Origin of the sequence: Caulobacter sp. UNC279MFTsu5.1 (assembly GCF_900114015.1) — a bacterium.
GTDB lineage: Bacteria > Pseudomonadota > Alphaproteobacteria > Caulobacterales > Caulobacteraceae > Caulobacter.
In genome coordinates this window covers 1-24878 of the sequence record NZ_FORN01000061.1, presented here as the reverse complement: position 1 = coordinate 24878, position 24878 = coordinate 1, and the positions used below count along the sequence as shown (strand labels likewise).

Below are 24878 nucleotides of genomic sequence, written 5' to 3'. Positions count from 1 at the left end.
GCCGGAGGACCGGAAAATGGAGCGGGCGAAGAGATTCGAACTCTCGACCCCAACCTTGGCAAGGTTGTGCTCTACCACTGAGCTACGCCCGCATCGGCAGGGGCTGAAAACAGCGCCCCGCGACGAGGAGGCGGCTTATGGCAGAGCGCCTTGCCGTTGGCAAGCGGTCAAAGCGGGGTTGTTGGGGATGAAACCCCCTCGGTCGGCTTCGCCGACAGCTCCCCCAGAGGGGGAGCATCTGTACAGCGTGGATCCTCCCCCTCTGGAGGCGGTGGCCCGAACGGCCGGAGGGGGTTGCGCGAACGCCCGTTTTGACCGCTCAATCGCCGTTCATTTCGGGGGACCTGAGCGTCTTGCGTCTGTTCGTGTTCGGATTGGGTTATGTCGGGCAGGCCTTCGCTGAAGCCCTCATGGCCAGGGGCTGGAGCGTCGCGGCGACGGCGCGGGACGCCGAGGGCGCCGCGTGGCTCCGGGCCCTGGGGATCGAACCCGTCGACGCCGATGACCGCGCCGCCATGACGGCCGCCCTGACCGGCGTCAACGCCGTGCTAGTCACCGCCCCGCCCACCGCCGACGGCTGCCCGGGCCTGGAGGCGACGATTCCCGCCCTGGCGGCCGCCCAGGCCTTCCCCGACTGGATCGGCTACCTGTCGACGACCGGCGTCTATGGCGACTTCGAGGGCCGCTGGGTGTTCGAGAGCTCGCCCCTGAAGGCCCAGTCGGTCGAGGGCGCGCGCCGCGTGGGGGCCGAGCGCGACTGGCGCCAGGTGGGGCGCGGCATGGGCCTGACGGTGACCACCTTCCGCCTGCCGGGCATCTACGGCCCCGGCCGCAGCGCCCTGGACCGCCTGCGGGCCGGCGAGGGCCGCCGCATCGTCAAGCCGGGCCAGGTGTTCAGCCGCATCCACCTGGAGGACATCGTCTCGGGCCTGCTGGCCTCGCTGGACCGCCCCCGAGCCGGCGGCGTCTACAACCTGGTCGACGACGAACCGGCCCCGCCGCAGGACGTGATGGAGCACGCCGCCAGTCTGCTGGGCGTGCCGGTGCCGCCCGACCTGCCGTTCAACGAGCTGGGCCTGTCGCCCGCCACCCGCCGCTTCTACGCCGAGAACAAGCGCGTCTCCAACGCCCTGGCCAAGGCCGAGCTGGGCTGGCGGCCGAAATACCCGACCTATCGCGAAGGGCTGGCGGCGATCCTGGCGGCGGGGGGTTAGGCTCCCTACTCCTCGTCCGGTCCCATGTCGGCCGCCGCCCAGGCGGTCGCGGGAGCCTGCCCCGCCGCGCGGGCGCGAGCGGCGCGAGCCAGGCGACGGGCCACCGGATCGTCCTCGACCGGTTCGGCCAGCACCCGCGCCTCGCCCACCGCCGCGATCAGCCGCTCCAGGTCCTGGGGCCGCGACAGGCGATGGTCGCCGTCCTTGATCAGGGTGAAGACCACGTCGTCCGAGACCAGGCTGTTGGCCAGCTCCAGGGCGTGGGTCCACGGCACGTCGGGATCGGCGCCGCCCTGCAGCACGCGCACCGGGACGTCGATCGGCACGGGTCCGGACAGGATCGACCACCGCGCCCCGTCCTCCAGCAGCTGGCGGGTGATCGCATAGCCGCCGTCGTCATAGTCCGAGGGCCGGATCCAGCGGCCGTCGCGGGCGATGGCCGCCCTGGCCTCGTCCGACAACTCGGGCTCCATCAGCTTCTCGGTGAAGTCCGGCGCTGGGGCGACCAGCACCAGGGCCTTGACCCGGTCGGGCCGGGCGATGGCGGCCAGGCAGGCCAGCCAGCCGCCCATCGACGAGCCCACCAGCACCAGCGGCCCCTCCGTCAGGTCGTCGATCACCGCCAGGGCGTCCTCGCGCCAGCGGGTGATCGTGCCGGCTTCGAAGTCGCCGTCCGACTCGCCGTGGCCGAAATAGTCGAAGCGCAGATAGCCGCCGCCGGTCGCCCGGGCCTGGTCGGCCAGGACCTGGGCCTTGGTCCCCGCCATGTCCGAGTGGAATCCGCCCAGCCACACGACCGTGGGTTGGGATCCGTGGACGACGCGGTACGCCAACCGAAGATTGTCGTCGCGAACGAGGTGCTGAAGGGAATCGGTCATGGCGCGGCCTTGTTCATTTCGGTAACTACGACCCCTCAAACCTCGTTAGGGCAACGCGTGTCCATCCTCCCCGACGATTTCACGCTTTTGCAGGTGACCCCGGAACTGGAAACCGGCGGCGCCGAGCAGACGACGATCGACGTGGCCCACGGCGTGATCGCCCAGGGCGGCAAGGCGCTGGTCGCCACCAAGGGCGGGCGGATGGCCGCGCGGCTGGAGGCCGACGGCGGCCGCCTGGCCCAGATGCCGGCCCAGACCAAGAATCCACTGATCATGCTGGGCAACGCCGCGCGGCTGATCGACCTGATCCGTCGCGAGAAGGTGACCCTGGTCCACGCCCGCTCGCGCGCCCCGGCCTTCAGCGCCCTGTGGGCCGCCCACGCGACCAAGACGCCCTTCGTGGCCACCTACCACGGCGTCTACAACGCCAAATCCAATCTCAAGCGCTGGTACAACGCGGTGATGACCAAGGGCGACCTGGTGATCGCCAATTCGGAATACACCCGCGCCCATGTGATCGCCGAGCACGGCGTCCCGGCCGACCGGGTGGTGGCCATCCCGCGCGGCGTCGACCTGACCCGCTTCGAGCCGGGCCTGGTCTCGGCCGAGCGGGTCAAGGCGTTGCGCGACGCCTGGGGCGTCCAGGCCGAGGACCGCCGCCTGAAGGTGCTGCTGGCCGGCCGCCTGACCCGCTGGAAGGGCCAGGCCCTGGTCATCGAGGCGATGGCCCGGCTGAAGGCGGTCGCCGACACCCGCGTCCTGCTGCTGCTGGTCGGCGACGACCAGGGACGCAAGGCCTATCGCGCCGAGCTGGAGCACATGATCGCCCAGGCCGGGCTGGCCGACAGCGTCAAGCTGGTGGGTCATTGCGACGACATGCCGGCCGCCTATCTGGTCGCCGACCTGGCCATCGCGCCGTCGCTGGAGCCCGAAGCCTTCGGCCGCACGGCGGTCGAGCCGCAGGTGATGGGCAAGCCCGTGATGGCCGCCGACCATGGGGCGGCGCGCGAGACCGTGGTCGACGGCGAGACCGGCTGGCTGGTCGCCCCGGGCGACGCCGAGGCCTGGGCCGCCGCCCTGTCCAACGCCTGCGAGACGGGGGCCGCCCGGCGCCAGGCGATGGGCATGGCGGCCCGCGCGCGCGCCCGGAAACTGTATTCTGTTGACGCGATGGTCGAAGCAACGCTCAAGGTCTACGCGCGCGTTCTGGAGACGAAGAGTTGAGCAAGGAAATCAAGAAGGTCCTGGTCATCAAGCTGGGCGCCCTCGGCGATTTCGTTCTGGCCCTGGCGGCGATGAAGAAGATCCGCGAAGCCCATCCGCGCGCCAAGATCACGCTGCTGACCACCCCGCCCTTCGAAGCGCTGGCCAAGCTGTCGCCCTATTTCAACAGCGTCGAGACCGACGGCCGCCCCAGCGACTTCGGCGACCTGACCGCCATGCTGGGCCGCCTGCGCAAGGCCCGCTACGACCGCGTCTACGACCTGCAGACCAACAGCCGCACCAACTGGTACTTCCAGGCCCTGCGGCCGTTCCCGCCGCAATGGTCGGGCATCGCGGCGGGCTGCTCGCTGCCCCAGCGCGGCAAGGCCCGCTACCACATGCACACCCTGGAGCGGCAGGCCGACCAGCTGAAGCAGGCGGGCATCTGGCCCGACGCCCCGACCGAGCCGGGCGGCGCGCCCGCGCCGGACCTGTCGTGGATCCTGCGCCGCACCAAGGAGCCCCGCCCCGTGGCCGGCGCCCCGGCCCCGCGTCCCTATGTGCTGCTGGTGCCGGGCGGCTCGGCCCACCGGCCCGAGAAGCGCTGGCCGACCGAGAGCTACGCGCAGCTTGCCGCGCTGCTGAAGGCGCGCGGCCTGGACATCGTGATCATCGGCGGCCCGCAGGAAAGCGCCATGGCCCGCCAGATCCAGAAGGCCGTGGGCCAGGCCCGCGACCTGACCGGCCGCACCGACTTCGCCCAGCTGGCCGTGCTGGGCGCCAAGGCGGTCCTGGCCGTCGGCAACGACACCGGCCCGACCCACCTGCTGGCCGCCGCCGGCGCCCCGACCATCGCCCTGTTCTCCGACGCCTCGGACCCGGAGCTGTGCGGCCCCCGCGGCCACGTGGCGGTGATCCGCTCGCCGGACCTCAAGGCCCTGCCGGTCAGCACCGTGGCCAGCGCGGCGATCTCGCTGCTGCCGCATTAGGCGTCCGACCGCCGTTCAATACCCCTCGTACCGCCCCGGCTTGTGGTTGGCGATGATCACCACGCTCAGCGCCACGGCCGAGAGGATCGACAGCAGCAGCTTGTCCCACGAGATCACCGCGAAAGCCGCGGCCACGATCAGGCAGTCGGACGCCATCTGCACCTTGCCGGCGCTGATCCCGCGCTTTTCGTAGAGCCACAGGGCCAGCACCCCGATGCCGCCGACGCTGGACTTGTGCCGCGCCAGGGCCAGGATGCCCATGCCGATGATCGTGCCGCCGAAGATCGCGGCGAAGACCGGATCGACCGTGGTGATCTTCAGCCAGGCCGGCAGGCCCAGGGCCAGCCCCGCCAGCAACAGGTTGGTGGCCAGGGTCTTGCCGGTGAACACCCAGCCCAGGGTGCGCTGGGCCAGCACGTAGAACGGGATGTTCAGCAGGAAGAACAGCACCCCGACCGGCCAGTGGGTCAGGTAGGAAAGGATCAGGGCCACCCCGGCCATCCCGCCCGTGGTCAGGCCGGCCGCCTTCAGCAGGGTCAGGCCCACGGCGATGAAGCTGGAGCCGATCAGCAGGGCGTGGACGTCCTCGATCGGCGTGTGGCGGGCGGCGGAGGTCGGCGTGCTCATGGACGGGTAAAACGGGTCGCGATTGGAGATGGAGGCCGACCCGACCCCGACGTTCCGCTCCCCTGGTTCCCTTGTCGACGCGTCCGCCCCCTTAGAAAGGCGGGCCTCGGATGCGCATGCGCCTTGATAGCGCGGGAGTCCTTCGTCATATATCACTTGCGAACGCGGCGTCCCCCGGACTCCGCGCGAACTCATTCAACGATACGCCTCCGGATCATCAGGTCCGGCGGCACAAAGCCCTTGAACAACACCGGAGCCGCCCTATTCGCCGTCCTATGCAAACGCCGCCCGTCAAGGATGGTCCGCGTATCAACGAAGACATTCGGGTCCCCCGCGTCCTGCTGATCGACCAGAACGGCGAGAAGCAAGGCGAGATGCCGATTTCCGCCGCCTTGGAAGCGGCCGAGGAAGCTGGCCTGGACCTGGTCGAGATCGTGCCGAACGCCAACCCTCCGGTCTGCAAGATCCTGGACTACGGCAAGTTCAAGTTCCAGGAGCAGAAGAAGAAGAACGAGGCTCGCAAGCGGCAGAAGATCGTCGAGCTCAAGGAAATCAAGCTGCGCCCCAACATCGACATTCACGACTACGACGTGAAGGCCAAGTCGATGCACCGGTTCTTCGAGGAAGGCGACAAGGTCAAGGTGACCCTGCGCTTCCGCGGCCGGGAAATGGCGCACCCGGAACTGGGCATGAAGCTGCTGCTCAAGGTCAAGGCCGACTTCGACGAAGTCGCCAAGGTCGAATACGAGCCGCGCATGGAAGGCCGCCAGATGATCATGATCCTGGCCCCGCGCTAGAGCATTTTCGAGCGAAGTGGACACCGGTTCGCGTGAAGAAAATGCGTTAAACAAAGATCTAGAGCGCCGGCCTGAGGCAATCAGGTCGGCGCTCTAGGGATCGACGCCTGTCGCCACGCCTCTCGAAACGCCCCGGTCCGCAAGGCCGGGGCGTTTTTCTTGGGCGCTGGCGCAACCAGACGCTGCGAACAAGCTCGACAGTAAGGCGAGTTTTGATATTTTACGCGGGGTTTGGGGGAGTTTCGCGTGTTGAAGACTGTCTTGGCCGTCGCGACGGCCGGTTTCGCCATGGCCGCGGCCGCTTGCGCCGGCGCGGCGGCCGAGGTTCCGCCGCTTTCGGTCTACGGGCGCCTGCCCAATGTCGAGCAGGTCGAGATCTCGCCGGACGGCACGAAGCTGGCGATCGCCGTCACTGACGGCGAGAACCGGGTGCTGACGATCCGCGAGGCCGCCGAGGGCGCCAAGCTGATCACGGCCATGAGGTTCGGCTCGACCAAGCTGCGCGGCGTGCAGTGGGCCGGCCCGGAGCACGTGCTGATCACCACCTCCAGCACCGCCGAGGTCTTCGGTCTGGCCGGGCCCAAGCGCGAATACCTGATGGCCTACGACTTCAACCTGGTCACCAAGAAGCAGCGCCTGCTGATCAGCGACCAGGAGGACGCGATGAACGTCGTCCTGGCCTCGCCGGTGGTCCGCTTCATCGACGGCGTGCCCTTCGCCTTCGCCCAGGGCGTCCATTTCATCGACAACCAGGGTGAGAACACCCTCTACAAGATCAATCTGAAGACCGGCATCACCCGTCGGGTGGACAACGGCGGCTCGGACGACACCGACGAGTGGCTGGTCTCGACCGACGGCCAGCCCCTGGCCCAGTCGCTGTACGACGAGAAGGAGGGCGCCTGGTCGCTGAAGATCAAGGCCGAGCGCGGCTGGACCACGGCCGAGCGCGCCGTGTCGAAGATGGGCTCGCGCGGCCTCAGCGGCCTGGGCCGTGACGGCCGCTCGGTGCTGGTCTGGCTCGACGACGAGAACGACGAGAACAAGACCTACCTGCGCGAGTACGCGCTGGATGGCTCGCACGTCACGGTGCCGGGCAGCGACAAGTTCGACAGCCTGATCCACGCCCCCGACGGGTCCAGCCTGGTCGGCGCCTTCAGCCTGGTCGGCGACGAGCGCCGCTACACCTTCTTCGACGCCGGCTTGCAGACCAGCTGGAACGCCGTGGTCAAGGCCTTCCCCGGCGACCAGATCTCGCTGGCCTCATGGTCGGACGACAAGCGCCAACTGGTGGTCCTGGTCGATTCCCCGACCCTGGGCCCGGCCTACGCGCTGGTCGACCTGAACACCAAGAGCGCCCGCTTCCTGACCGACGTCTATCTGGGCCTGACGCAGGAGGGCGTCTCCAAGGTCGAGCCGATCAAGTACAAGGCGGCCGACGGCCTGGAGATCACCGGCTACCTGACCCTGCCCAACGGCAAGGATCCCAAGAACCTGCCGCTGGTGGTGCTGCCGCACGGCGGCCCCGAGGGGCGCGACACCCTGGGCTTCGACTGGTGGAGCCAGGCCCTGGCTTCACGCGGCTACGCGGTGCTGCAGCCCAATTTCCGCGGCTCGGAAGGCTTCGGCTGGAGCTTCGTCAAGGCCGGGTTCGGCCAATGGGGCAAGGCCATGCAGACCGACCTGTCGGACGGCGTGCGCTATCTGGCCAAGCAGGGGACGATCGATCCCAAGCGGGTGTGCATCGTCGGCGCCAGCTACGGCGGCTACGCGGCCCTGGCCGGCGCCACCCTGGACAAGGGCGTCTACCGCTGCGCCGCTTCGGTGGCCGGCCCGGCCGACCTGAAGCGCATGCTGGTCGACAGCAACAAGCTCTACACGTCGAGCAACAATTCGACCCTGCGGTACTGGTTGCGGTTCATGGGCGCCGACGGGATCAAGGATCCCGACCTGGCCGTGACCTCGCCGGCCAAGCTGGCCGACAAGGTCGAGATCCCGCTGCTGCTGATCCACGGCAAGGACGACACCGTCGTCCCCTACGTCCAGAGCACGCTGATGGCCGACGCCATGAAGCGGGCCGGCAAGCCGGTCGAACTGGTCACCCTGCCCAGCGAGGACCACTGGCTGTCGCGCGGCGCCACCCGCCTGCAGATGCTGACCTCGGTGGTCGGCTTCCTGGAGAAGAACAACCCGCCGAACTGACGGCGGCCGAATCCGTTTCGAATTACGTGAGGCGCAGCATGATCAAGAAATTCGCGGGAGCGGCCACGGCTGTGGCCATTCTCTGCAGCTCCAGCGCCCACGCAGGCGCGCCGCTCGAGGCCTATGGCGCACTGCCGAGCATAGAAAGCGTCCAGATCTCGCCGGACGGCTCGGCCCTGGCCCTGATCGCTACTGTCGGCGACGAGCGGCGGATCATCGTCAAGTCATTGAGCGGACCGGTCCTGGCCTCAGCGGTGGTAGGCTTCCGCAAGGTCCGCAACCTCATGTGGGCCGACAACGAGCACGTTCTGGTCGAGGCCTCCGTTACCACCTCGATCGATGACACGACCTATGTCGGCGAGCATTGGCAGGCCGTCAGCCTGAATGTACGCACCGGCGAGTACAAGCAATTGCCAGTCAAGGCCCTGGATTCGATCCTGAACATCGTCCAAGGCCGCCTCCAGCCCGGCGTCGAGGGCAAAACCCCGGTCGTCTACACGCCCCTCTACGTGACCGTCGCCGGCAACATGCAGCGCCGGAGCGGGCACCTCGACCTTTTCAAGATCGATCTCGAAAGCGGCTTCGCCCGCCGCGTGCAGATGGGTGACAACCAGACCTACGACTACTTGACCAAGCCGGACGGCACGGTGCTGGCCAAGGTCGGCTACAAGAACAACGACCACACCAACGACGCGACTTGGACGCTCTCGATCCGCCGCGGTTCATCCTGGCTGGATGTCGCCAAAACAACCGACGCCCGCAACACTCCAGAACTATGGGGCGTCTCTCCGGACGGCACATCGATCATCATCGACACCTGGGACAAGCAAAACGAACTCTGGCGGCCGACCTCGGTCGCCTTGGCCGACGGCAAGGTCGGCGACTATCTCGGTCCGCCACGGGAAATGGACGGCGTCGTCGACGCCAACGGCGTTGTCCTGGGGTTCAGCCATCGCAACGAATACATCGAGTATGACTTCATCGAGCCGCGCCTGAAGTCGATCTGGCCGGCCTTCCGCGGAGCTTTCAGGGCCCAGCAGGTCTCCCTGGCGTCCTATACGCCGGATTTCAAAAAGCTGATCCTGTTCGTGACCAGCAGCAATTCGGCGGGCGGCTACTACATCGCCGACACCACCACCAAACGCGTCGATCCCATCGGCTCGGCCTATCCAAAAGTCTCGGCGGCCGATGTGGCCAATGTACGGATGATCGACTACACAGCCGCTGACGGGCTGCCGATCAAGGCAGTGCTGACCACGCCCAAAGGCCGGGCCGAAGCGAACCTGCCGTTGGTCGTGCTGCCGCACGGCGGCCCCCAAAGCCAGGATGACGTCACCTTCGACTGGTGGTCCCAGGCCCTGGCTTCACGGGGATACGCGGTGTTGCAACCCAACTTCCGAGGCTCGACCAATATGGACCACGCCTTCATGGAGGCAGGTAATGGCGAGTGGGGCGGCAAGATGCAGACCGACCTCTCGGACGGCGTCGCCTTCCTGGCCAGGGCTGGCGTCATCGACGCCAAGCGCGTCTGCATCTTCGGCGGAAGCTATGGCGGCTACGCGGCGCTGGCCGGCGTGACATTGCAGAAGGGCGTCTATCGCTGCGCGATCTCCCTGGCGGGACCCAGCGACTTGGCGGGTCGCCTGAATGACGAGATCGTCAAGTACGGCGACACCAGCAGCCTGATCCGCTACCGCAAGCGGGTCTATGGCGTTCAAGACGCCGACGATCCGAAACTGAAAGCGATCTCGCCCGCCCGCCACGCGGACAGCGTCGAGGTCCCAGTTCTGCTCATTCACGGCAAGGACGACACGGTGGTGCCGTTTAGCGAAAGCCAGAAGATGGCCTCGGCGCTTAGGGACGCCAAGAAGCCCTACGAGTTCGTCACGCTGGACGGCGAGGATCACTGGCTGTCCAACGGCGCGACACGGATGCAGATGCTGACCGCCGCCGTGGCCTTCCTGGAGAAGAACAACCCGCCGAACTGACGGGCGACAATCGACCGCTATCTGAAATTTCAGATAGCGGTCGCCATGGCGCGCGATGAGGCGTACACCGCGCGGCCTGATGAGCACGCCGACCGCCTCGCCGACCGCCCCCGCCGCCATGAAGACGCCGGACGCCAGTCCGCGCGCGCTCTATGTCCTGCTGCTGGTGGTGTTCATCAACCTGGTGGGCTTCGGGCTGGTGATCCCGCTGCTGCCCTTCTACGCCAAGTCGCTGAACGCCAGCCCCTGGCAGGTGACGGCGATGTTCTCGGCCTATTCGCTGGGGCAGTTCATCGCCGAGCCGTTCTGGGGGCGCCTGTCCGACCGCATCGGCCGCCGGCCGGTGCTGATCGTCACCATCCTGGCCAACACCCTGTCCTACGTGGCCCTGGCCTTCGCGCCCAGTATCGCCTGGGCCTTCGCCATCCGCCTGGCCAGCGGCTTCGGCAGCGGCAACATCTCGACCATCCAGGGCTACATGGCCGACGTCACCCCGCCCGAGAAGCGCGCGGGCCGCATGGGCCTGCTGGGCGCGGCGTTCGGCATGGGCTTCGTGGTCGGCCCCACCTTGGGCGGCTTGCTGCCGGGCCTGGCCAAGGCCTTCGGCCATTCCGAGACCGGGCGCCTGGCCTTCCAGATCCCGCTGCTGACCGCCGCCGCCCTGGCGGCGATCGCGGCGCTGGGCGTCTTCCTGTTCGTGGTCGAGAGCCGCGCGCCCAGCCACAAGGACGCCCCGGTGGTCCGCCGGCGCGACCACCTGGCCGCCGCCGTCGCCCATCCGGTGCTGTCGCGGGTGCTGCTGGTCACCCTGATCTCGACCGCCGCCTTCGCCGGCATGGAATCGGTGTTCGGCCTGTGGACCCAGGCCCGGTTCGCCTGGGGGCCCAAACAGGTCGGCCTGTGCTTCGCGGTGATCGGGATCATCGCCTCGGTCGGCCAGGGGCTGATCACCGGCCGACTGGCCCGGCGGTTCGGCGAGGCCAAGGTGCTGACCGCCGGCCTGGCGATCATCGCCGTCAGCCTCAGCCTGACGCCGTTCGTCCCCTCGGCGGCCTTCGTGCCGGTGGCGGTGGGCTGCACGGCGTTCGGCCAGTCGCTGGTCTTCCCCTGCGTGGCGGCCCTGATCTCGCGCGCCACCCCGCCCGACAAGCAGGGCGCCATGCTGGGGCTGAACATGGCCGCCGGCTCGCTGGCCCGCATGACCGGCCCGATGCTGGCCGGCCCGCTGTTCGGCCTGGCCATCGGCGGGCCCTACTGGCTGGGCGCGGTCCTGATGATCCCGGCCGTCGCCTTCGCCCTGACGATCGAGAGCCGGGTCAAGGCCGCTGCGTGAACCGGGCTTTGGCGCTTGCCTTCTCCGGCCCTTTCCCGTACTAACCCCGCCTTTCCGGAACCGCCTGGCCAGTTTGGCATGCCATGGCGGTTCGTCATGCTATCCAGAGGACGGGGCGCAAGCTCCGACGCGAAATGCCTAAGTTGAAGACCAAGTCGGGCGCGAAGAAGCGCTTCAAGATCACCGCCACGGGCAAGCTGAAGGCCGGCGTCGCCGGCAAGCGCCACCGCCTGATCGGCCACAACGGCAAGTACATCCGCCAAAACCGCGGAACGAAGGTGATGAGCGAGGCTGACGCCAAGACCATCCGTTCGTACCTGCCCTACGGCCTTTAAGAGGAGCGCTGACACATGGCTCGCGTTAAACGTGGCGTCACCGCCCACGCCAAGCACAAGAAGGTTCTTGAACAGGCGAAGGGCTTCTACGGCCGCCGCAAGAACACCATCCGCACCGCCAAGGCCGCCGTCGACAAGGCCGGCCAGTACGCGTACCGCGACCGCAAGGTGCGCAAGCGCGCCTTCCGCTCGCTGTGGATCCAACGCATCAACGCCGGCGCCCGCACCGAGGGCTTCACCTACTCGCAATTTATCCACGGCCTGGACGTGGCGGGCATCGTGATCGACCGCAAGGTCCTCTCGGACATCGCGGGCAACGACCCGGTCGCGTTCAAGGCCATCGCCGACAAGGTCCGCGCCGCCCTGGCCGCTTAAGGTCTTTTTCGGATCACTGATCCGAGCTCGATCTGAAGAGCCCTCCGGTGCGAACCGGAGGGCTTTTTGCTGTCTGGCCCTCTTCTCCTCCCCCGTGAAACGGGGGAGGTGGCGCGATGCGCGGCATCGCGACGGAGGGGGCGCTCGGCCGCTCCCATGGACGCTTCAGGACGCCCCCTCCGTCACGCCGCGTATTCGCGGCGCGCCACCTCCCCCGCGATGCGGGTGAGGAGAAGGGCGCAAGGCCCCAACTATCGGTTCAACCCCCGCCCCAAATCCTCTAGACGGAACCCCGTCATGACCGATCTCACCACTCTCGAAGCCGACGTGCTGGCGCAAGTCGCCGCCGCCGGCGATCTCGCCGCCCTCGACGCCGTGCGCGTCGCCGCCCTGGGCAAGACCGGCTCGATCTCGGGCCTGCTCAAGACCCTGGGGTCGATGAGCCCGGACGAGCGCAAGGCGCGCGGCGCGGCGATCAACCTCCTGCGCGACCGCGTGCAGGCGGCGCTGAACGACCGCAAGGCCGCGCTGGAGACCGCCGCCCTCGACGCGCGCTTGGCCAGCGAGACCCTGGACCTGACCCTGCCCGCCCCGCGCCGCCGGCGCGGCGGCGTCCATCCCACCATGCAGACCATGGACGAGATGGTCGCCATCTTCGCCGAGATGGGCTTCGCCGTGGCGGAAGGTCCCGACATCGAGGACGACTTCCACAACTTCACGGCCCTGAACTTCCCACCCAAGCACCCGGCGCGGGAGATGCACGACACCTTCTTCTTCAACCCGAAGGAGTCGGGCGAGCGGATGCTGCTGCGCACCCACACCAGCCCCGTGCAGGTGCGGACCATGGTGTCGCAGAAGCCGCCGATCCGGATCATCGCCCCAGGCCGCACCTATCGCTGCGACAGCGACGCCACCCACACGCCGATGTTCCACCAGGTCGAGGGCCTGGTGATCGACAAGGGCATCCACATGGGCCACCTGAAGTGGACCCTGGAGACCTTCATCGCCCGGTTCTTCGAGACCGACGCGGTGACCACCCAGTTCCGGCCGCACCACTTCCCGTTCACCGAGCCGTCGGCCGAGATGGACGTGCAGTGCGACCGCACCGGCGGCGAGATCCGCATCGGCCAGGGCACCAGCTGGCTCGAGATCCTGGGCTGCGGCATGGTTCACCCCAACGTGCTGCGCGCCTGCGGTATCGATCCGGACGAGTACCAGGGCTTCGCCTTCGGCATGGGCGTCGACCGGCTGGGGATGCTGAAATACGGCATGCCCGACCTGCGCGACATGTTCAGCTCGGACGGTCGTTGGCTGGATCACTACGGCTTCAGCGCGTTCGCCGCGCCGAACGCCGCCAGCGGGCTCAGCTGATGCAGCTGCCCGACAGCCCGTTCACGGCCGTCGACTGGTCGCGGATCGAGCCCACCGTCCATCCGGGCGAGCGGGGCGAGGCCACTTGGCGCACGCTCAATGTCGGCGACATGCGCCTGCGGCGGGTCGACTATTCGCCCGGCTACCTGGCCGACCACTGGTGCGACCGCGGCCACGTGATCTTCGTGCTGGAAGGCGAACTGGTCAGCGAGCTGAAGGACGGCCGCGCCACCACCCTGACCGCCGGCATGAGCTATCACGTCTCCGACTTCGGCGACCCCGCCCACCGTTCGTCGACCTCGGTCGGCGCCAAGCTGTTCATTGTGGACTGACCCGATGACCCAGAGCTTCCAACCCGGCGGCCGCCCCGGCCGCATCCCGACCGACGCCATGGCCAAGGTGTTCGAGAACGTCGACATCGGCCTGTTCGACCTCGCCCGCGCGGTCATGCAGGCCGGCCAGCGCAAGATCAGCGGCCGCACCTTCCGCAACTGCCGGATCGAAGGTCCGGCGGTGATGCTGGTGCTCGACAAGGTCAATTTCGACGCCACCAACTTCGGTCCCAACGGCGGCGATGTGCGTAATCTCGTCCTGCGTCCGGCCGGACCGACCAGCGTGGTCGGCACGATCCCTGTCGAGGACTGCCAATTCATCAACTGCGAGTTCTTCGGCCTGGGCTTCACCGGCCCCGACCAATTCCTCGATCAGTTGCTGGCTCTGGAATCGAAGTAGATGAAATTCACCCTCTCCTGGCTCAAGGACCACCTTGAGACCACCGCCTCCGCCACCGAAGTCGTCGCCGCCATGACCATGGCCGGCCTCGAGGTCGAGCACGTCACCGATCCCGCCTCGAAACTGGCCGCCTTCACCGTGGCCAAGGTCGTCGAGGCCGCGCCCCACCCCAACGCCGACCGCCTGCGGGTCTGCCAGGTCGACACCGTCGACGGCCGCAAGGAGATCGTCTGCGGCGCGCCCAACGCCCGCCCGGGCCTGACCACCGTCTACGCCCCGATCGGCGCCTATGTGCCGGGCCTGGGCGTGACCCTGGTCGAGAAGCCGGTGCGCGGCGTCGTCTCCAACGGCATGCTGTGCTCGGGCTCCGAGCTGGAGGCCGACGACGGCTCCGAGGGCATCCTGGAGCTGCCCGACGACCTGGCCGTCGGGACCCCGGCCGCCCAGGCCCTGGGCCTGGAGGCGGTGATCGACTTCGAGGTCACCCCCAACCGCCCCGACTGGCTGGGCGTGGCCGGCATCGCCCGCGACCTGGCCGCCGCCGGCGTCGGGACGCTGAAGGACCTGTCGATCGCCCCCGTGCCGGGGACCTTCCCCTGCCCGATCAGCCTCAAGGTCGACGGCGACGCCTGCCCGGTGTTCAGCGGCCGCCTGATCCGGGGCGTCAGGAACGGTCCCTCGCCCAAGTGGCTGCAGGATCGGCTGAAGGCCATCGGCCTGCGTCCGATCAACACCCTGGTCGACATCACCAACCTGATCACCTACGACCGCGCCCGGCCGCTGCACGTCTATGACGCGGCCAAGCTGGTCGGGACCGTGATCGAGGCGCGCCTGGGCCATCACGGCGTCAACGGCGACGAGCACCTGATCGCCCTGGACGGCAAGACCTACGAGCTGACCCCGGAAATGTCGGTGATCTCCGACGCCGCCGGCGAGCGGCCGATCGGCCTGGGCGGAGTGATGGGCGGCGAAAGCACCGGCTGCTCGGACGACACCGTCGATGTCTTCGTCGAAAGCGCCTGGTTCGACCCGATCCGCACGGCCCAGACCGGCCGCACGACGGGGATCAACAGCGACGCTCAGTACCGGTTCGCCCGCACGGTCGACACCGGCTCGCTCGTGCCCGGCCTGGAGCTGGCCACCCGGCTGATCCTGGACCTGTGCGGCGGCGAGGCCTCGGAGATCGTGGTGGCCGGCCAGGCCCCGGCCGCGCCCGGCCCGATCCTGTTCGACCCGGCCTATGTCGAGGCCCTGTCGGGCCTGGCCATTCCGCCGGAGCGCACGCTGAAGATCCTGACGGACCTGGGCTTCACCCTGTCGCCGCCGACCGACGTGCCGACGACGGAGTTCGCCACCCACGCCGAGAGCCTGGTCTGCGTCACCCCGCCGACCTTCCGCCGCGACATCGACGGCAAGGCCGACCTGGTCGAGGAAGTGGCCCGCATCGCCGGCTACGCCGCCCTGCCCTCCACCCCGTTGCCGGAAACGGCGCGGGCGGTCGGCGGCGTGCTGACCCCGCGCCAGGCCCGGGCCCGCATCGCCCGCCGCGCCCTGGCGGCGGCCGGCTACGACGAGGCGGTGACCTGGAGCTTCACCAACCAGAAGACCGCGGCCCTGTTCGGGGGCGGCGCGGCGGAGCTGGTGCTGGCCAATCCGATCGCCTCGGAACTGGACTGCATGCGTCCGTCGATCCTGCCCAACCTGATCGAGGCGGCCGGCCGCAACGCCCGCCAGGGCTTCCCGGACGTCGCCCTGTTCGAGGTGGGCCCGGTGTTCTTTGGCGACCGCCCGCAGGACCAGAAGACCACCATCGCCGCCATCCTGGCCCCCCGCGCCCCGCGCGGCTGGGACAAGGCCAAGGCCGAGGACGTGTTCACCGTGAAGGCCGACCTGATGGCCCTGCTGGAGGAGATCGGCGCGCCGGTCGCCTCGCTGCAGATCGCCCAGGGCTCGGCCTCGTCCTGGTGGCATCCGGGCCGCTCGGCGCGCCTGCAGCTGGGTCCCAAGGCGGTGCTGGCCGAGTTCGGCGAGATCCATCCGGCCGTGCTGAAGGCCCTGGACGTGGCCGGCCCGGTCTATGGCTTCGAGGTCACCCTGGAAGCCGTGCCCGAGCCGAAGAAGAAGGCCGTCAAGACCAAGCCGGCCTTCACGCCCTCGCCGCTGATGCCCCTGACCCGCGACTTCGCCTTCGTGGCCGACAAGGCCAAGCCGGCGGGCGACCTGGTCAAGGCCGCGGCCGGCGCCGACAAGGCGCTGATCGCCGCCGTGCGGGTGTTCGACGTCTATGAGGGCCCCGGCGTGCCGGACGGCGCCAAGTCGGTCGCGCTGGAGGTGGTGATCCAGCCGCGCGAGAAGACCCTGGCCGAGGCCGAGATCGAGGCCCTGTCGGCCCGGATCGTGGCGGCGGTCGAGAAGGCGGGCGGGAAGCTGCGGTCGTAGGGGCTGGCGCACCTGCCCCCGCCTGACCGCTACGCGGTCTGTCGCGGCGAGGGGGCGGAGCCTTCGCTTAGGCTCTTCCCCCTCTGGGGGAAGACGGCCGAAGGCCCGTAGGGGGCAAGTGCCAGCCGTCCAGGCGCGGCCGCACAATTCTTGCCCATCCCGCGCCAATCGCCGCATCCGCGCGGCAAAGCCTTGCGCCGGCCCCACGCCCACGCTACCTGTATAGTCGCACACGGAGTTTCCACGCCATCATGCTCTCGCAGCTGGCCATGAACGTTCTGATCGCCACCGGCCTGACCGCCGGCGTCGCGATCGCGTGCGCGCGCGCCATTATGATGCAGGCCAAGATTAAAACCGTTCGTGTGCGAACGGGGCAGCACAGGCGCGCGGTCGACTAGACGACCTCCAAAGCCGAAGATCGCAAGATCCGCAAAGCCCCGCTTCCCACCAGGAGCGGGGTTTTTGCTGTGCGGTCATCGGTCCCCTTCAAATCCAAAGGACCTTGAACCCATGAGCTACCTGCCTTCCCCACCCGCCTTCAATTCCGACCATGAAGGCGTCACCGTCCACCAGCTGCTGCTGGCCGCCCAGGACGCGCCCTCGGCGCTGGAAGCCGTCCGCCAGGGCCTGGCCGACAGCGGCGCCGAGCTGTGCGCCCTGTCGATGAAGCCGGTCGGCCAGATCGTCGAAGGCTCGCTGCGCGTCCGCCACCTCAGCGACCAGGCCGCCCGCCTGCTGGCCCGCGACCTGGCCGCCTGGCCCGGCGTCACCTCGGCCAGCGTCGAGCACCAGTGGGTGCGGCCGTGAGCGACCTCAAACCGGAGGAGGACAAGCGCCGGCTGTTCCTGGTGATCGCCGACGACACGCCCGACGCCCTGATGCGGGTGCTGGGCGTGGCCAACGTCCAGCAGACTCGGCTGCGGGCCCTGACCGCCCAGCCGGACGGCGCCGGCCTTTCGATCCGGCTGGAGTTGGACGACCAGGGCGACGAGCGGGCCCAGACCCTGGCCGCCCGCCTGTCGGCCTGTCCCTCGGTGCGCGGCGTGGGGTTCGGCTGGCGATAGGGGTGTAACCTTTGGCCCGTCCGATCCGTATCTAGGGATACGTCCCCCCGGAGTTCCCCCGATGATCCGCCGCCTGCTCGTCCTGATCGCCAGCTTCGCCGCCATCCTGCTGCCCGCCGACGTGCTGGCGGCCGGCAAGCCCGCCCCGCCCCAGACCGCCGTGTTCGCCGGGGGCTGCTTCTGGTGCATGGAGAACGACATGCGCGGCATCCCCGGCGTGCTGAAGGTCGAGAGCGGCTATACCGGCGGCCATGTCGACCGGCCGACCTATCGCGACGTGACCAGCGAGACCTCGGGCCACTACGAGTCGGTGCGCGTCACCTACGACCCGGCCAAGCTCGACTACGGCTTCCTGCTCTACCGGTACTGGAAGCTGGTCGACCCCACCGACAACGGCGGCCAGTTCTGCGACCGCGGCCCGTCCTATCGCCCGGCGGTGTTCGTCACCCCCGCCCAGCGCCCGATCGCCGAAAAGTCCCGCGCCGAGGCCGCCAAGCGCCTGAAGACCGGGACGATGAAGGCCCAGATCCTGGACCTCAAGACCTTCTGGCCGGCCGAGGCCTACCACCGCGACTACGCCAAGAACCACGCGGTCCAGTACCACGCCTACCGCCTGGGCTGCGGCCGCGACCTGCGGCTGAAGCAGGTGTGGGGCGGGTGACGAAGCCACCCCATTAGATCACACTTGTAATTTACTTCTCGACTTCCGGCTGAACGCGTGAAACCTTGAGCGCAAAGATCGGGAGGCGCTCTTACATGTTCCGTCATGTTCTGCTGACCACGGCCGCGTTCACCGTCGCCGGCGCCGTCGCCCCTCAAGGCGCCTGGGCCCAGACCGCCCCCAAGCTGTCCGTGACGATCTACAACAACGACCTGGCCCTGGTGCAGGACGTGCGTGAGATGACCCTCGCCGCCGGCCGCCAGAAGCTGGAGTTCAAGGACGTCTCGGCGGCCATCCGTCCCGAAACCGTCAGTCTCTCCGCCGCCGGCCTGTCGGTGGTGGAGCAGAACTTCGACTACGACCTGCTGACCCCCGACAAGCTGATGGAAAAGGCGGTCGGCCAGCAGGTGAAGATCGTCCGCACCAATCCCGGCGACGGCAAGGAGACCACCGAGACCGCCACCGTCCTGGCCGCCAACGAGGGCGTGGTGCTGAAGATCGGCGATCGGATCGAGGTGCTGCGCGACGACGGCGTACCGACCCGGGTGATCTTCGACAAGGTGCCCGAAACCCTGCGCGCCCGCCCGACCCTTTCGGTGACGGTCGAGGCCGACAAGGCCGGCCCACGTCCGGCCACGCTCAGCTACCTGACCACCGGCCTGTCGTGGAAGGCCGATTACGTGGCGATGTTCGACGAGGCCAAGGGCGCGCTCGACCTGCAGGGCTGGATCACCCTGGGCAACCAGTCGGGCACGGCCTTCGTCGACGCCGAGACCCAGCTGGTGGCCGGCTCGGTCAACACCCTGGCCAGCGGCGGCGGCGGCTATCGCCCGGCCCGGCCGGCGGTCCAGTCGGCCGGGACCGAGAGCGGAACCGGCGAGCGGGTCGCCGACTATTATCTGTATCCCCTGCCCCATCGCACGACGATCGCCGCCAACCAGAACAAGCAGGTCGGTTTCCTCAGCGCCCAGGGCGTGGCGGCCAAGAAGGTCTACGAGATCCGCCAGGACTGGTTCTCCAGCCAGGCCCAGCCGGAATCCGCCACCGTCGCCATCCAGTTCAGCAACGCCAGGCTGGCGGGCCTGGGCAACCAGCTGCCGGCGGGGGTGATGCGGGTCTATGTGCGCGACAAGGCCGGCGATCCGAAATTCATCGGCGAGAACGCCATCGACCACACGCCCGCCGGCTCGGAGCTGTCGATCAAGACCGGCGACGCCTTCGACGTCACCAGCCAGGGCACGCTGGTCGGCGACGAGAAGGTGTCCAAGACCCGCTCGCGCTACACGATGAAATATCTGATCCGCAACGCCCGGCCCGAGCCGGTGACCGTGGAGCTGCGCCAGGGCGGCCTGTGGCGCGACGGCGAGGTCAAGGCCGAGAGCCTCAAGAGCCGCCGCATCGACGCCCGCACCGTGGGCTGGAGCGTGCCGACCCCCGCCAACGGCGAGACCACCCTGACCTTCACGGTCGAGACGGGCTGGTGACGGGCCAGACCCATTCCTTCCTTCTCCCCTTGCGGGAGAAGGTGGCGGCGAAGCCGACGAATGAGGGGTCGACGGGCGATCGCCGTTTAGCTTCGAAGTCCTGGTGGAAAGGTCAGCGTAACCCCTCATCCGACCTGCTTCGCAGGCCACCTTCTCCCCCAAGGGGAGAAGGAAGACCGGAGACCTTCCTGGCGCTCGCCGCCGCCCTTCTCATGACCTCCTCCACCCTCGCCGACACCATCGCCTCGCCAGGCCCGGACAAGGTCGCCGTCACCCTCTATCGCGGCGGCGACGGGCCGTTCCAGGCGCTGGACGAGTGGGAGCGCGAGGAGGCCATGGAGAAGGGCCTGATCCTGGTCACCGAGACGCGGACCGTGTTCCTGCCCGCCGGCCGCCACACCCTGCGCTTCGACGGCGTCGCCGACGCCCTGATCCCGCAGAGCGCCGCGGTGGAGGGGCTGCCCGGCGCACCGGTCGAGCGCAACTACGACTACGCCCTGCTCAGTCCCGGAACCCTGGTCGAGCGCTCGCTGGGACAGGCGGTGAGGATCGTCCGCACCAACCGCGGGACCGGCCGACGGACCGAAGAGGCGGCGACCCTGCGCCAGGGGCCCGAAGGCGTGGTGCTGCAGACCGCCGGCGGGGTCGAGGCCCTAGGCTGCTCCGGCGGCGCCGAGGCCCTGGTGTTCGACAAGGTCCCGGCCGGACTGACCGACAAGCCGTCCCTATCCACGGTGATCGACGTCGCGGCCCCGACCCAGGCGACCCTGACCCTGTCCTACCTGGCGATCGGCGTGAACTGGCAGGCCGACTATGTCGCCCGGATCCACCCGAACGGCAGGACCCTGGACCTGACCGGCTGGCTGACCCTGGTCAACGCCAGCGGAACCAGCTTCGCCGACGCGCCCACCCAAGCGGTGGCCGGCCGGTTGTCCCGCGTGGAGGTGGATGTGAAGCGGGGCGAAGCCAGACCGATCGCGCGCAACTGCTGGCCGATGGACACCACCCATCTCGGCCGCGCGCCACCGCTGCCGGCGGTCGCCGCGCCGTCTCCGCCAATGATGGCCGCCCCAGTCGGCATGTTCGATGCCGGACTGGAGGAGGTCGTGGTCACCGGCCAGCGCGCCAAGCTGGCCGAACAATCCGACCTGGGCGACTACAAGCTCTACACCCTGCCCGAGCCGGTCACGGTCGCCGCGCGCCAGACCAAGCAGGTGGCCTTTCTCGATCAGAAGAACGTCGCCTTCCAGCGGCTCTACGTAGTCCAGCTCGACGCCTGGAGCGACTACGACGATCCCGACGAGACGCCGGCCGCCACGGTCGTGCTGCGGCTGGACAACAAGCCGGCCGAGGGCCTGGGCAAGCCCCTGCCGTCCGGCGCCCTGGCGGTGTTCGAGACGGCCGGCGGACGCCCCGCCTTCGCCGGCGAGCAGGCCCTGCGCGACGTCCCCGTCGGCCAGCCCTTCGATCTGATGATCGGCGAGGCCATGGACGTGCGGGCCCGCCCGCGCCTGGTCGCCGAGCAGGATCGTCGCCAGGATCGCGTGCGCCGCGTCTACGAGGTCGACATCGCCAACGCCAAGACCGCCCCGATCGTCGCCGAGGTGCGGATGCCCACGGACCGGCAAGGCTTCAAGGTGGTCGCCGAGCCCGTCGCCCACGACATTCGCGACGGCGCGGCGGCCTGGCGCGTCGCCGTGCCGGCCAACGGTCGCAAGACCTTGCGCTTTGCGGTGGAGTATGGCGACTGAGCCTTTCCCGACCTGATGCCGCAGGCCGCCCCGCCTCCTCCCTTGGCGTGGCGGGTCGCCAAGCCCCGGATCGCTGCTGAACCTCGCGCCCCGCGAGCCGTTGTCTGGGCGGATCGGAAGGGCGGACGATGCGCGTGCATGTCGAGACGCGGCTGGACTACGACTTCCCTGAGCAGGTGGAATCCCTGCTGCAGATCGAGGCGGCCGTGGCCGACGACCAGGCGGTGCTGGACGAGCGGCTGGTCTTCGACCCGCCCCTGGTCGTCACCCGCCGCGACGACCCGGCCACCGGCGAGCGCCGCGTGGTCTTCACCTGCCAGGGACGGCTGGCCGTCGCCTATGACGCCGTGGTCGAGATCGCCGACCGCGACATGGCCCTGGCCGAGGCCGCCCAGCACGCCATCGCCGACCTGCCGATCGATACTCTGCCCTATCTGCGCGGCAGCCGGTACTGCCCGTCCGACACCTTCGAGACGATCGCCGACCAGAAGTTCGGCGGCTTGCAGGGCGGCGCCCGGGTGGCGGCCATCGTCGACTGGATCATCGGCCACCTGGAATACCGTCCGTGCAGCGACGCGCGGACCACCGCCCTGGAGACCTACGTCCAGCGGGCCGGCGTCTGCCGCGACTTCGCCCACCTGGCCATCACCCTGTGCCGGGCCAGCGACATCCCGGCCCGGGTGGCCAGCGTCTACGCCCCGGCCCTGAAGCCGCCGGACTTCCACGCCGTGGTCGAGGTCTATGTCGGCGGCCGCTGGCGCCTGCTGGACCCAACGGGCCGGGCGCCCGCCGACGGCCTTGTCCGCATCGCCTACGGTCGCGACGCGGCGGACGTGGCCTTCCTGACGATCTTCGGCAGGGCGACGATGGTGGCGCAGAGCGTGGCGGTGACGGCGATCATCTAGCGCGCCGGCCCGTCCGCACGCTTGCGCCGGGGCCGCGCCTTCGGCGTCTTCCGAAACACCCGCTCGAACAGCACGAAGGCCGCCGGCAGGGTCAGCAGGAACGACGCCAGCCCCGCCCCGCCCTTGGCGATCAGCACCGTGGCCTTGGGCACGCCGTAGATGGTGAACACCCTCACCGGCAGCAGGATCTGCGGATCGGACCCTTGCGCCTCGCCGTTGGCCGAGATCGGGATGGCCTTGAACGTGGCCGGGCTGACGTTGAACCGTACCAGCAGCACGTGGTCGCCCTCGGTCTTGGGCGAGACGATCCACTTGACCCGCTCGACGCCGGTGGCGGCGATGCGCTGGACGTCGAACGCATGGGTCGGGGTCGGGGTCAGGGCCAGGTCCGCGCCGCTGAGCTCGACCTTCATGCCGGCCGGCGGCTGCACCGAACCATAGCCGTAGGGGTCGGGGACCGCGACGCTGGTCGACCCGGCCTTCCAGCGGGCGTCGCCGGTGGTGTACTCGGCCTCCAGCACCCCTTCCTCGTTCTCGCGGATCGTCCGGGGGTACTTGATGTTCAGCCAGCCGATCGCCGTTCCGCTGGGATCACGGACGACGAAGCGCGGCGCGACGGCCTGGGCGGGCGTCGCCGGAGGCTGGCGTCGGGCCGCGCCGGCGTCGATCAGTCGAGGCGCGACCAGGGCGGAGACGATCCCCAGCGACAGCCAGACGAACCAGGTACGCTTGAGCCACTGCATCATGGCGCTTCCTCGCGTCGGGGGCGCGCCTCGGCGCGCGCCGGCCGCCGCGAACTGACGTCTCCACGCGGCCGGACTTTCCCGTGGAGATTGATAATGACGAGAGACTCGCGCGAATCCAAGCGCTAGGTCCTCCCTCCAGGCAGGGCCACGCCTATGGATCAAGAAACGATGGTCATCCCGGACTAAGCGCATAGCGCGAAGATCCGGGACCGGGGCGTGACCTCCGCGCTTTCCGGCATCCCGGATCGGCGCTCGGCTTCGTAGAGTTCGTCCGGGATGACCGCTTTTTCAGCGCGGAGCCATGGTCACAACCCTCCCTCGCAGCGCGAGGGCCGCTCTTAGAACGGTAGGATGTTGCGTTGGCGGCTGTAGGCCAGGTAGCCGACATTGGCGCCCAGGCGCAGGCCGACGCCGGCGCGGATCGGGGCCAGGGTGATGGTGTCGGCGCGCTGGTAGTTCACGCCCAGGCCGCCGACCAGATAGGCCGTGCCCTCCACGCCCGGGAAGCGGCGGAAGATGGCGTCCGGATACTGCAGGTTATAGCACAGGGTGAAGACCCGGCTGGCGTTGCCGCCCCAGTCCCAGCCCACCGACGGGCCCTGCCAGAACACCTCCTGAGTGTCCTTGCCCTTCATGTACAGCAGGCCCCGGCCGTAGCGCAGGCCCACGGCGATGGCGCCCGAACCCTCCTCGCCGGCGATGTAGCCGGTGGGCTGGCCGTTGTCGCGGAAGGCGCGCTCGATCACCGCGCCGATGCTTTCGGCGGTCACACCCAGGAAGTCCGAGCCGCTGCGGATCATCTCGTCGGCTGAATAGGTCTGGGCCCGGCCGGTGTCGTACTGCGACCGCGGCGGCGGGTCGCCCGGGCGCTCCTGGGCGGTGCTGGCGCAGGCGCTCAGCCCGGCGGTGGCCATGCCCGAAAGGATCAGCTTGCGGCGGTCCATGTGCTCTCTCGCGATTCCAACAGCCTAGACTGTCTCAACCCTTTGAGTCGGGTTTGCGGCTTGAAGCTTAACGGCCGGTTAACCATGAAGGATCCGGAACGAGCAGGGCTTGGGGGCCTGGCCTCACGCCGCGTTCCGATCCACCGCCGGGGACGCGCGCTCACGGCCGTGCGCCGGCCGGGTTGCAGGGCACTCCGTTTAAGTGCGTGTCCCCAAAGTCGTCCGCCGAACCTGGCGTGAAGGCCCCAGCCGCAGGGCTATCACATATGCCCAAATACGATTGTCATCCCGGACGAGCGCGTAGCGCGAAGATCCGGGACCGGGGCGTGAACGCGGCGCTTGCGGCGGTCCCGGATCTGCGCCCGGCTTTGCCGGGCTTGTCCGGGATGACAGCTATTTGGCGATGACCCCATAGGCGTGCGCGTCCCCGGCTGATCGGCGGCCAAGCCACTGAAATCGCTACACTAAAACTTTATGCCCCGCACCCTCCAAACCGCCCGTATCCTGATCTCACCTCGACGCAGGGAAAGGGCGCATGGCCAGCGACCAGTTGCGGCGGCGGGGGGCGATCGAGCGGGACTGGGCTGGAGGGGGTTACTCCAGCGTGTCCGGGGCCTTCCATCGTTGGGGAGCCCGCCCGCCGTCGGCGTCGAACGGGGACAAAGCGCGTGAATTGCCCATAGGCCCGCGCCCCCGGCGTCTGGTTTCTCCCGAAAGGGATCGAGACCGGGTCCGGCTAAGCCTCAACAGGGCTGCCCACCGGACGCTGGCGGATAACGACCGCGCGGAGCGATCGGCTTCGTCGAAACGGTATTTATCAAAGAACTCCGGACGTCGTCCGGC

Annotated in this window: 24 protein-coding genes, 1 tRNA gene and 1 pseudogene; 20 read left to right on the top strand and 6 right to left on the bottom strand. The window is 69.0% G+C overall.

What is annotated here, in order from left to right; translation table 11 throughout:
• Nucleotides 1–17 precede the first annotated feature (17 nt).
• A tRNA-Gly gene (locus BM066_RS23555) sits at nt 18–92 on the bottom strand.
• Between the two features lie 261 nt (nt 93–353).
• On the opposite strand from BM066_RS23555, the gene BM066_RS23550 reads away from it, so the two are divergent.
• Nucleotides 354–1214 carry an SDR family oxidoreductase gene (locus BM066_RS23550; protein ID WP_018061079.1) on the top strand — a complete coding sequence of 287 codons (861 nt, stop codon included), beginning with the start codon at nt 354–356 and terminating at the stop codon, nt 1212–1214.
• A gap of 5 nt (nt 1215–1219) precedes the next feature.
• On the opposite strand, the gene BM066_RS23545 is transcribed toward BM066_RS23550, so the two are convergent.
• A complete protein-coding gene (locus BM066_RS23545; RefSeq protein ID WP_089930737.1) occupies nt 1220–2092 on the bottom strand; it encodes an alpha/beta fold hydrolase in 873 nt (290 codons plus the stop codon).
• A 57-nt stretch (nt 2093–2149) separates the two neighbouring features.
• On the opposite strand from BM066_RS23545, the gene BM066_RS23540 reads away from it, so the two are divergent.
• Together BM066_RS23540 and BM066_RS23535 are read left to right on the top strand one after the other, a co-directional pair.
• On the top strand, nt 2150–3316 hold the full coding sequence (locus tag BM066_RS23540; RefSeq protein WP_026176461.1) for a glycosyltransferase family 4 protein: 1167 nt from the start codon (nt 2150–2152) through the stop codon (nt 3314–3316).
• Nucleotides 3313–4284, top strand: coding sequence for a glycosyltransferase family 9 protein (locus tag BM066_RS23535; RefSeq protein ID WP_018061460.1), 972 nt, complete (start codon nt 3313–3315; stop codon nt 4282–4284). Before BM066_RS23540 ends, BM066_RS23535 begins: the two co-directional genes overlap by 4 nt.
• Before the next feature lie 15 nt (nt 4285–4299).
• On the opposite strand, the gene BM066_RS23530 is transcribed toward BM066_RS23535, so the two are convergent.
• Complete coding sequence (locus BM066_RS23530) at nt 4300–4911, bottom strand: YitT family protein (protein WP_018061459.1); 612 nt, start codon at nt 4909–4911, stop codon at nt 4300–4302.
• Between the two features lie 275 nt (nt 4912–5186).
• On the opposite strand from BM066_RS23530, the gene infC reads away from it, so the two are divergent.
• From infC to BM066_RS23450, 17 genes are all read left to right on the top strand, one after another.
• Nucleotides 5187–5708 (top strand): translation initiation factor IF-3, encoded by a 522-nt coding sequence (infC, locus tag BM066_RS23525; protein WP_018061458.1) that lies wholly within the window; start codon nt 5187–5189, stop codon nt 5706–5708.
• Between the two features lie 288 nt (nt 5709–5996).
• A complete protein-coding gene (locus tag BM066_RS23520; RefSeq protein ID WP_049801051.1) occupies nt 5997–7907 on the top strand; it encodes an alpha/beta hydrolase family protein in 1911 nt (636 codons plus the stop codon).
• A 38-nt stretch (nt 7908–7945) separates the two neighbouring features.
• Nucleotides 7946–9895, top strand: a complete 1950-nt coding sequence (locus BM066_RS23515; RefSeq protein ID WP_018061456.1) for an alpha/beta hydrolase family protein — start codon at nt 7946–7948, stop codon at nt 9893–9895.
• A 79-nt stretch (nt 9896–9974) separates the two neighbouring features.
• The gene (locus BM066_RS23510; protein ID WP_018061455.1) at nt 9975–11228 is read left to right on the top strand and encodes an MFS transporter; all 1254 of its coding nucleotides are present in this window, start codon (nt 9975–9977) and stop codon (nt 11226–11228) included.
• A 134-nt stretch (nt 11229–11362) separates the two neighbouring features.
• Nucleotides 11363–11563, top strand: coding sequence for a 50S ribosomal protein L35 (gene rpmI / locus BM066_RS23505; RefSeq protein ID WP_018061454.1), 201 nt, complete (start codon nt 11363–11365; stop codon nt 11561–11563).
• Nucleotides 11564–11578: 15 nt separating this feature from the next.
• The gene (gene rplT / locus BM066_RS23500) at nt 11579–11938 is read left to right on the top strand and encodes a 50S ribosomal protein L20 (RefSeq protein WP_018061453.1); all 360 of its coding nucleotides are present in this window, start codon (nt 11579–11581) and stop codon (nt 11936–11938) included.
• Nucleotides 11939–12235: 297 nt separating this feature from the next.
• Nucleotides 12236–13309 (top strand): phenylalanine--tRNA ligase subunit alpha, encoded by a 1074-nt coding sequence (gene pheS / locus BM066_RS23495; protein WP_018061153.1) that lies wholly within the window; start codon nt 12236–12238, stop codon nt 13307–13309.
• Nucleotides 13309–13641 (top strand): DHCW motif cupin fold protein, encoded by a 333-nt coding sequence (locus tag BM066_RS23490; RefSeq protein WP_018061152.1) that lies wholly within the window; start codon nt 13309–13311, stop codon nt 13639–13641. The genes pheS and BM066_RS23490 overlap by 1 nt, the downstream gene beginning before the upstream one ends.
• 4 nt (nt 13642–13645) lie before the next feature.
• Complete coding sequence (locus tag BM066_RS23485; protein ID WP_018061151.1) at nt 13646–14041, top strand: hypothetical protein; 396 nt, start codon at nt 13646–13648, stop codon at nt 14039–14041.
• Entirely contained in the window at nt 14042–16480 is a 2439-nt protein-coding gene (gene pheT / locus BM066_RS23480) for a phenylalanine--tRNA ligase subunit beta (protein ID WP_089930734.1), read from the top strand. It begins immediately after the preceding gene.
• 251 nt (nt 16481–16731) lie between these two features.
• On the top strand, nt 16732–16878 hold the full coding sequence (locus BM066_RS26595; RefSeq protein ID WP_177218535.1) for a hypothetical protein: 147 nt from the start codon (nt 16732–16734) through the stop codon (nt 16876–16878).
• Nucleotides 16879–16990: 112 nt separating this feature from the next.
• Entirely contained in the window at nt 16991–17287 is a 297-nt protein-coding gene (locus BM066_RS23475) for a hypothetical protein (protein WP_035072771.1), read from the top strand.
• On the top strand, nt 17284–17544 hold the full coding sequence (locus BM066_RS23470; protein ID WP_089930732.1) for a hypothetical protein: 261 nt from the start codon (nt 17284–17286) through the stop codon (nt 17542–17544). Before BM066_RS23475 ends, BM066_RS23470 begins: the two co-directional genes overlap by 4 nt.
• A gap of 64 nt (nt 17545–17608) precedes the next feature.
• On the top strand, nt 17609–18205 hold the full coding sequence (gene msrA, locus BM066_RS23465; protein WP_089930740.1) for a peptide-methionine (S)-S-oxide reductase MsrA: 597 nt from the start codon (nt 17609–17611) through the stop codon (nt 18203–18205).
• Between the two features lie 95 nt (nt 18206–18300).
• Nucleotides 18301–19689 (top strand): DUF4139 domain-containing protein, encoded by a 1389-nt coding sequence (locus BM066_RS23460; RefSeq protein ID WP_089930730.1) that lies wholly within the window; start codon nt 18301–18303, stop codon nt 19687–19689.
• A gap of 212 nt (nt 19690–19901) precedes the next feature.
• Nucleotides 19902–21440 carry a DUF4139 domain-containing protein gene (locus tag BM066_RS23455; RefSeq protein ID WP_089930729.1) on the top strand — a complete coding sequence of 513 codons (1539 nt, stop codon included), beginning with the start codon at nt 19902–19904 and terminating at the stop codon, nt 21438–21440.
• Between the two features lie 128 nt (nt 21441–21568).
• On the top strand, nt 21569–22345 hold the full coding sequence (locus BM066_RS23450) for a transglutaminase-like domain-containing protein (protein ID WP_089930727.1): 777 nt from the start codon (nt 21569–21571) through the stop codon (nt 22343–22345).
• Here BM066_RS23450 and BM066_RS23445 read toward each other — a convergent pair.
• The 3 genes and pseudogenes from BM066_RS23445 to BM066_RS27185 all read right to left on the bottom strand — a co-directional run.
• Nucleotides 22342–23091: a hypothetical protein gene (locus BM066_RS23445; RefSeq protein ID WP_089930725.1), complete on the bottom strand. Its 750-nt coding sequence runs from the start codon at nt 23089–23091 to the stop codon at nt 22342–22344. The genes BM066_RS23450 and BM066_RS23445 overlap by 4 nt on opposite strands.
• Before the next feature lie 338 nt (nt 23092–23429).
• Nucleotides 23430–24035, bottom strand: coding sequence for a DUF1134 domain-containing protein (locus BM066_RS23440; protein WP_056762884.1), 606 nt, complete (start codon nt 24033–24035; stop codon nt 23430–23432).
• A 464-nt stretch (nt 24036–24499) separates the two neighbouring features.
• Nucleotides 24500–24686: pseudogene (locus BM066_RS27185) on the bottom strand (hypothetical protein); the annotation flags it as partial.
• Between the last annotated feature and the right edge of the window lie 192 nt (nt 24687–24878).